Origin of the sequence: Bacillus cereus group sp. TH152-1LC (genome assembly GCF_027710505.1) — a bacterium.
Classification (GTDB): domain Bacteria; phylum Bacillota; class Bacilli; order Bacillales; family Bacillaceae_G; genus Bacillus_A; species Bacillus_A mobilis.
Window position 1 is genome coordinate 1 of sequence record NZ_JAQFNK010000084.1, and the last position, 505, is coordinate 505.

Genomic DNA, 505 nt, shown 5'->3' on the forward strand with positions numbered 1-505 from the left:
GTTGATTTAGAAAAAGGGCATTTAACTATTACCCAAACGTTAAGTCATGACGGAAAGACGTTCTTGCTTGGAGGAAAGACAAAATCAAGTTTAAGAAAAATACTACTACCTGCATCGACAGTAGCAAAGCTAAAGAAGCATAGAGCAGTCGTATTGAAAGAGAAGCTGAGCCAAGGTGAGGAATATCAAGACAATGACTTGGTGATGTGTACTCCTTCTGGAACACCAATCAATCCTGCTAATGTTAGACGAAGTCTAAACGCTTTGATTAAGAAAGCGGCTGTGCCAAGGATTCGATTCCATGATTTACGTCATACACATGCGACTTTGCTATTAGCTAAAGGTGTGAATGTGAAGGTGATTTCTGAGCGGTTAGGACACAGCAATATCAAAATCACATTAGACACTTATTCACATGTGCTGCCAACGATGCAAGAAGATGCTGTTAACAAAATAGAAGAGATTTTGTAGGGAGTGTGACCAATTCCGTGACCACTGGTGTTAT

At 40.0% G+C, this 505-nt stretch carries 1 protein-coding gene; it reads left to right on the plus strand.

From position 1 onward, the window contains the following. A partial coding sequence (locus PDL00_RS34720) for a site-specific integrase (protein WP_270733854.1) occupies positions 1–471 on the plus strand: 471 nt, incomplete at its 5' end. Between the last annotated feature and the right edge of the window lie 34 nt (positions 472–505).